Consider the following 6,586-nt stretch of genomic DNA (forward strand, 5'->3'; position numbering starts at 1 on the left):
CGGACGCGCGGGCAGCACCCGTTCGGGCCGCTCCCCGTCCGGATCCGCGCCGGCCCAGGGAACGGTGGCCGGGCCCGCCGGGGCAGTCACACTCGAGAGCCTGTGCAGCGCGGCCTCGCGGGCGGGATCACCGGGGTCCGCGGGACGAGTCCGGGTGTCGGGGAACATGGGCCGACGCTAGCCCGGCGGCGGGCCCTCCCGGACCCCGCGGAGGTTCCTCAGTCGTCGTCCTGTGGAGAGACCGCGGGGATGGGGAATGCGGTGTCGACGAGGTCGGTCACCGAGACCCCCACGGTCCCGGGCCCCAGGTGCCAGGCCAGGACCTCGTCGAACTCGACGACGAGAACCCGCTCGGGGAACGGGGTCTCCTTGCGGATCTCGGTGGCCATCTCCCGGGCCCGCTCCAGTGCCTCGTGCTGGTGGACGACCACCAGGACATCGCCCCGGCCGACCTCGTCGCGCAGCAGCGCGCGCAGCCTCTCGTGGGCCTTGGTCGTGGTCCTGGCCTTGGCGGCCAGGTCGACCGAACCACCACGCAACACGATGATCGGACGCATTGCCAGCGCGCTACCGAAGAGGGCGGCGACGGCGCTGATCCGGCCCCCACGGCGCAGGCTCTCCAGCGACTCCAGAGCGGCGAAGGTGGACGCTCCCCGGCAGATCCGCTCGGCGAGCTCGTAGGTGGCGGACAAACCTAGCCCGTTGTTCGCCGCCCAGGCGCACTGGGCCACCGCGGCGCCGAACGCCATCCCGGCGCACCTGGAGTCCGAGACCAGGACGCGACCGCCGAATCTCGTGGCGGCGTCGGCGGCCGACTCCCACGTGCGGGAGAGATCACGCGAGAGGTGGACGGAGACTATGCCCGTGCAGTCCGGGTCGTCGAGGAGGTCCTGGTAGATCGCCGACAGTTCGTCCGGGGTCACCGCGGCCGTCGAGACCGCCCGGTCCCCCTCCTCGACCACGTGCAGGCCCACCACGGTGATGCCGAACTCGCGGACCCACTCCTCGGGCAGGTCGGCGCTCGAGTCGGTGACCAACCGAATGGTCATGACGGGACCACCGGGGGCGTGAGACCGGCATTCCACTGGTCGAGTCGCCAGAGCACCTCGCGGGCACCGTCGGTCGTCGGCCCGATCTCCAGCGTCGCGGGCTGTCCACCCCAGGAGGCCTCGGGCCGCGGGTGCGCGGACAGCTGCACCCAGCAGGTGTTCCCGAGACCGTTGAAGATCGGGTACTGCTCGACCGGCAGCTCGATCAGGGCAGCGGTGAGGGCGGCGATCGCTCCCCCGTGGGCCACGAGGACAGCAGGGTGCTCGTTCCATCCCGGTGAGGCGTCCACAAGCTCGTCGACCACCTGACGGGTACGCCGGGCCACGTCGAGTCGGCTCTCCCCCTCCGGCGGGGACCACCGTGGGGTGCTGCGCCACCGCATCCGGGCGTCGGGCCACAGCTCGTCGACCTCGGAGTGGCTCATCCCCTGCCACGTGCCCAGATCGGTCTCCCGGAGGCGCGGATCGGTCCGGACGTCGAGCCCGACCTCCGAGGCCAGTGCCCGGGCCGTCTCGCGTGCCCGCTGCAGGTCGGAGGAGAGGATCGTCCACGGCCGACGATGCGCCAGGGCGCGACCGACCGCATGGGCCTGCTGGACACCGAGCTCGCTGAGCTCGGTGTCCAACTGGCCCTGCATCCGCAGCGAGGCGTTGTAGTGCGTCTGGCCGTGGCGCAGCAGGATGAGACGACGGGTCACAGGGGTGTCAGAGCCCCTGATCCCGTTGCGGCTCCTCCGGCGCGAGCGAGTCGTCGGCGCGGCTCGTCGAGGACTCGGGCCGGCCGGAGGTCTCGACACCCTCGATCTCCACGACCGGGCAGTCCTTCCAGAGACGGTCGAGCGAGTAGTAGTCACGCTCGTCGACGTGCTGGACGTGGACGACCACCTCGTTGTAGTCGAGCAGCGCCCAGCGCCCCTCGCGAGTGCCCTCCCGACGCAGCGGCTTGTGCCCCGCCTCGCGGAGCTTGTCCTCGATCTCGTCGACGACGGCGTTGACCTGACGTTCGGTCTCGGCCGAGGCCAGGACGAAGCAGTCGGTGATGATGAGTTGGCCGGAGACGTCGAGCACGACGATGTCCGTGGCCAGCTTCTCGTCTGCGGCGCGGGCGGCGATGCCCGCCATGTCCAGGGCCTCGGGGCTAGCGGTCACTGATGGTTCTCCTCGGTGTGGTGGTCGGTGGGGACGAGCTCGCGGTGTGCCGGAGCCGTCGCGGCGGGGGTCCCGTCGAGCCTGGTGGAGCCCTCGGGGCGGTAGAGGTTGCGTTTGGCGATGTACTGGACGACCCCGTCGGGGACGAGGTACCAGACCGGGGCGTCCTCGGCCGCACGCCGTCGGCACTCGGTCGAGGAGATGGCCAGCGCGGGGATCTCGAGCAGGTGCACGCGGCCGTCACCGATCTGAGCGAGATGCGTGTCGGACAACTCGAAGCCGGGGCGCGAGACCCCGACGAAGGTGGCGAGCTCGAACATCTCCTCCCAGCCGCGCCAGGTCAGGATCTTCTCCAACGCGTCCGCGCCGGTGATGAAGAACAGCTCGACGCCGGGGTTCTGACGCAACAGGTCCCTGAGGGTGTCGACGGTGAAGGTGGGGCCCCGCCGGTCGATGTCCACGCGACTGACGGAGAACCGGGGGTTGGAGGCCGTCGCGATGACGGTCATGAGATACCGGTCCTCGGCGGGCGAGACGGTACGACCCCGCTTCTGCCACGGCTCCCCGGTGGGGACGAACACCACGTCGTCGAGACCGAAACGGTGGGCGACCTCGCTGGCCGCCACCAGGTGACCGTGATGGATCGGATCGAAGGTCCCGCCCATCACTCCGATGCGGCGTCCGGCGCCCGCGGCGGTCCCCGTCGTGGTCATGGTCGCCGAGTCTATCGGTCCGGCACCACGTTCCGCTCCCTCGCGTGTCCGCGCCCTCACACGGGCAGCAGGCCCGCGACGACCGCCGTGAGCTGCTCGACGTTGCGGCACTCGTGCATGGGGACGTACTGGGAGTACAGCCTGGCCGCCGAGTCACCGGTTCCCCACTGCCTCCTGGGCTCCGGATTGAGCCAGTGGGTGTGCCCGACGCGCTCGCTGACGAACTCGAGCGCCTCCACGGCCGGGTCGCGGTAGTTGTTGCGCCCGTCGCCCAGGATGAGCAGCGAACCCGTGCGGGTGAGCGTGTGGGCGTAGCGGTCCGCGAACCCCTCGAGCGCGTGCCCGTAGTCGGAGTGCCCGTCGTAGGTGACGATCTCGGCCTCGCGCACCATCCGGCTCATCGCCGATCCCAGGTCCGACCCGGTCTCGAAGAACGAGGTCACCTCGTCGGTGGTGTCGACGAAGGCGAAGACCCGCACGCGGGAGAACTGCTCACGCAGGGAGTGCACCAGCTGGAGCGTGAAGTGACTGAAGCCGGCCACGGACCCGGACACGTCGCACAACACCACCAACTCGGGGCGCGCCGGCCGGGGCTTGCGCAGCACCAGCTCCACCGGCACCCCGCCGGTGGACATGGACCGGCGCATCGTCTTGCGCATGTCGATCGCACCCTGTCGGTGACGACGACGCCGCGCGGCCAGGCGACTACCGAGCTGACGTGCGAGGGGACCCACCCGCCGACGCAACGTCTGCAGGTCCTGGTCGTTGGCCCGCAGGAAGTCCACCTGCTCCGCCGCGGGACCCACCGCGTAGTCGGCCACCCGGTCTCGACCCACCGTCTCCGCGGTGCGGCGCCGGGTCTCGTCGGCGACCTCGCGCAGGAAACCCCTGACCATGTCCGCCGCCGAGTTGGCGGCCGCGGATTTCTCGGCGTGGCGCTTGGAACCGTCCGGGTCGAAGGGATCGGCCCCCATCAGGCCGTCGAGGATCTTCTGCATGATCGCGCTGGTGTCCAGTGGACTGAGGGCCTGATAGGCGGAGTAGCGCGGACCGCTCGCCGAGTCGTACGAGCCGAGCTGTTCCACCAGGAGCTCGGCCAACGCCCGGGCCCTGGCCCGCGACTCCTCGGTGTCCTCGAGCAGAAGCGAGGCGATGAGTTCGTTGAGCGCCTCCGGGTCCACCTTGCCGTCGTCGTCCGTCGGGATCTCCACCTCGAGTGCCACCCCGTCCGAGGCGGAGTGCGCCCCGATCGCGGCGGGGAACCACAGGTCGAAGAGCTGGTCGAACACGCCTCGGTGGGTGGGCTTGTGCAGGATCGTGGCGGCGAGCGCCTCTCTGAGCGCCGCACGGTCGAGCAGGTCGATGTGGACCATCGCCGCGGCCGCGTCGACCGCCTCACTCGGCCCCACGGGGATGCCCTTGCGGCGCAGGGCGTCGACGAAGTCGACGAGGTGCCCGGACAACCCGCCGGGCGCACGCGTGGTCATCTCGCCTGACCTCCTGATCGCCGCACGTTAGTTGAGCCGCAGCTCGGCGGCCGCGCGGAGCTGGTCGGACTGGTGCTTGAGCACCACTCCGAGGGTCTGCAGGACCGTCTCGTCGTCGATCGTGTCCAGGCCCAGAGCGACCAGGGTGCGGCCCCAGTCGATGGTCTCGGACACGCTCGGCACCTTCTTGAGCGCCATGGCTCGCAGCACACCGACCACCCGGACCAGTTGCTCGGCCAGCCGGTCGTCGAGCTCCGGCACCCGCGAACCGAGGATCTTGCGCTCCAGTTCGGGGGTCGGGAAATCCAGGTGCAGGTAGAGGCAGCGCCGCTTGAGCGCCTCGGAGAGTTCGCGGGCCGCGTTGGAGGTCAGGACCACGAACGGCTTGCGGACCGCCTGGATCGTCCCGAGCTCGGGGATCGTCACAGCGAAGTCGCTGAGCACCTCGAGCAGCAGGCCCTCGATCTCGATGTCGGCCTTGTCCACCTCGTCGACCAGGAGCACGGTGGGCTCGCTGCGCCGGATGGCGGTGAGCAACGGCCGGGACAGGAGGAACTCCTCCGAGAAGACGTCGTCCCGCGTGGAGTCCCATCCCTCCCCCTGGCCGGCCTGGATGCGCAGGATCTGCTTGGCGTGGTTCCACTCGTACAGGGCCCTGGCCTCGTCGACGCCCTCGTAGCACTGGAGACGGATGAGCTCGGCCTCGGTGGCCGCGGCGACGGCCTTGGCCAGCTCGGTCTTGCCCACGCCCGCCGGCCCCTCGATGAGCAGCGGCTTGCCCAGACGGTCGGCCAGGTACACCACCGTCGCGGTCGAGCGGTCGGCCAGGTAGCCCTGGGCCCCGAGACTCTCGATCACGTGGTCGATGCTCTCGAATGCCGGTCGTTGCGCGGTCCGGGCTCGGTCCATGGGTGGGTCCTTTCGGTGGGAATCGCGTGTAGTGGGCCGTCGACCCGGGTGCCGCGCGTCAGGGACGCACGTGACCCTTGCCGTGGGCGATCCACTTGGTGCTGGTGAGTTCCTCGAGACCCATGGGCCCGCGGGCGTGCAGTTTCTGGGTGGAGATTCCGATCTCGGCGCCGAAGCCGAACATCTCGCCGTCCGTCCACGCGGTGGAGGCGTTGACCATCACCGCGGCCGCGTCGACCCGGGCACAGAACGCGTCGGCCACCTCGATGCTCCGCGTGGCCACCGCCTCGGTGTGTCCCGACGACCAGCGGGCGATGTGGTCGATCGCGGCGTCCACGCCGTCGACCACCTTCAGCGCGATGTCCATGCTCAGGTACTCCTCGCCCCAGTCCACGTCGTCGGCGGGGACGAGTCCCTCGCGGTCGCCGTGCACGGTGACGCCGGCGGACTGCAGTGCCCCCACCACCCGGTCCACGGCGGCGTCGCCGAGGGCCTCGTCGAGCAGCACCGTCTCGGTGGCGTTGCAGACGCTGCAACGGCGGGTCTTGCCGTTGAGCAGCAGCCTGATCGCCTCGTCGAGGTCGGCGTCCCCGTGGATGTAGAGGTGGCAGTTACCGGTGCCGGTCTCGATGGCCGGAACCTTGGCGTTCTCCACCACCGCCTGGATGAGACCCGCGCCACCGCGGGGGATCACCACGTCGACGAGACCGCGCGCCTGGATCAGGTGGGTGACGGACGACCGGTCCGCCGAGGGCAGCAACTGGACCGCCTCCACCGGGAGGTCGTGGCGGGCCAGGACGTCGCGCAGCACCGTCACGAGCGCCTCGTTGGAGTGCCGGGCCGAGCGCGACCCTCGCAGCAGCGCCGCGTTGCCCGACTTGAACGCCAGACCGAACGCGTCGACGGTGACGTTGGGCCGGCCCTCGTAGATCATGCCGATCACGCCCAGCGGCACCCGGACCTGACGCAGCTGCAGACCGTTGGGGCGGGTCGAGCCGCGGGTGACGGTGCCGATCGGGTCCGCCAATGCCGCCACCTGCCTGAGACCGCCGGCGATGCCCTCGATCCGGTCGGCGGTCAGACGGAGGCGATCCAGCATGGCCTCGCCGGTGCCCTCCGCCGCCTGCTCCTCGATATCGCGGGCGTTGGCCCCGAGGATCTCCGCCTGTGCGGCCACCAGGGCGTCGGCCGCCGCCAGCAGGAGCGCGTTCTTGCGTTCCGCGGTGAGAAGTGCCAGGTCACGCGACGCGGCCCGGGCACGCCGGGCCGCGTCGCGGAC

7 protein-coding genes are annotated in these 6,586 nt (G+C 70.7%); all 7 read right to left on the reverse strand.

From position 1 onward, the window contains the following. Nucleotides 1-218: 218 nt before the first annotated feature. Nucleotides 219-1,049 carry a DegV family protein gene (locus G6022_RS05730; protein ID WP_182638742.1) on the reverse strand — a complete coding sequence of 277 codons (831 nt, stop codon included), beginning with the start codon at nt 1,047-1,049 and terminating at the stop codon, nt 219-221. After that, nucleotides 1,046-1,747 carry a histidine phosphatase family protein gene (locus G6022_RS05735; protein WP_182638745.1) on the reverse strand — a complete coding sequence of 234 codons (702 nt, stop codon included), beginning with the start codon at nt 1,745-1,747 and terminating at the stop codon, nt 1,046-1,048. The genes G6022_RS05730 and G6022_RS05735 overlap by 4 nt, the downstream gene beginning before the upstream one ends. Nucleotides 1,748-1,754: 7 nt before the next feature. Beyond that, nucleotides 1,755-2,198 (reverse strand): ribosome silencing factor, encoded by a 444-nt coding sequence (rsfS, locus tag G6022_RS05740; protein ID WP_182638747.1) that lies wholly within the window; start codon nt 2,196-2,198, stop codon nt 1,755-1,757. Further along, nucleotides 2,195-2,911, reverse strand: coding sequence for a nicotinate-nucleotide adenylyltransferase (gene nadD, locus G6022_RS05745; protein WP_179524945.1), 717 nt, complete (start codon nt 2,909-2,911; stop codon nt 2,195-2,197). Before nadD ends, rsfS begins: the two co-directional genes overlap by 4 nt. A gap of 56 nt (nt 2,912-2,967) precedes the next feature. Further along, on the reverse strand, nt 2,968-4,398 hold the full coding sequence (locus tag G6022_RS05750; RefSeq protein ID WP_182638749.1) for a VWA domain-containing protein: 1,431 nt from the start codon (nt 4,396-4,398) through the stop codon (nt 2,968-2,970). Nucleotides 4,399-4,425: 27 nt separating this feature from the next. Further along, on the reverse strand, nt 4,426-5,307 hold the full coding sequence (locus G6022_RS05755) for a MoxR family ATPase (protein WP_179524943.1): 882 nt from the start codon (nt 5,305-5,307) through the stop codon (nt 4,426-4,428). Between the two features lie 58 nt (nt 5,308-5,365). After that, the coding region (locus G6022_RS05760) for a glutamate-5-semialdehyde dehydrogenase (RefSeq protein WP_182691149.1) at nt 5,366-6,586 on the reverse strand (1,221 nt) is incomplete at its 5' end.

The organism is Dietzia sp. Cai40 (assembly GCF_014145165.1).
GTDB classification, from domain to species: Bacteria; Actinomycetota; Actinomycetes; order Mycobacteriales; family Mycobacteriaceae; genus Dietzia; species Dietzia natronolimnaea.

Coding starts and splice junctions, on each gene's coding strand:
- G6022_RS05730 (WP_182638742.1), bottom strand. CDS start 1,049: ATGACCATTCGGTTGGTCACCGACTCGAGCGCCGACCTGCCCGAGGAG.
- nadD (WP_179524945.1), bottom strand. CDS start 2,911: ATGACCACGACGGGGACCGCCGCGGGCGCCGGACGCCGCATCGGAGTG.
- G6022_RS05750 (WP_182638749.1), bottom strand. CDS start 4,398: ATGACCACGCGTGCGCCCGGCGGGTTGTCCGGGCACCTCGTCGACTTC.
- G6022_RS05755 (WP_179524943.1), bottom strand. CDS start 5,307: ATGGACCGAGCCCGGACCGCGCAACGACCGGCATTCGAGAGCATCGAC.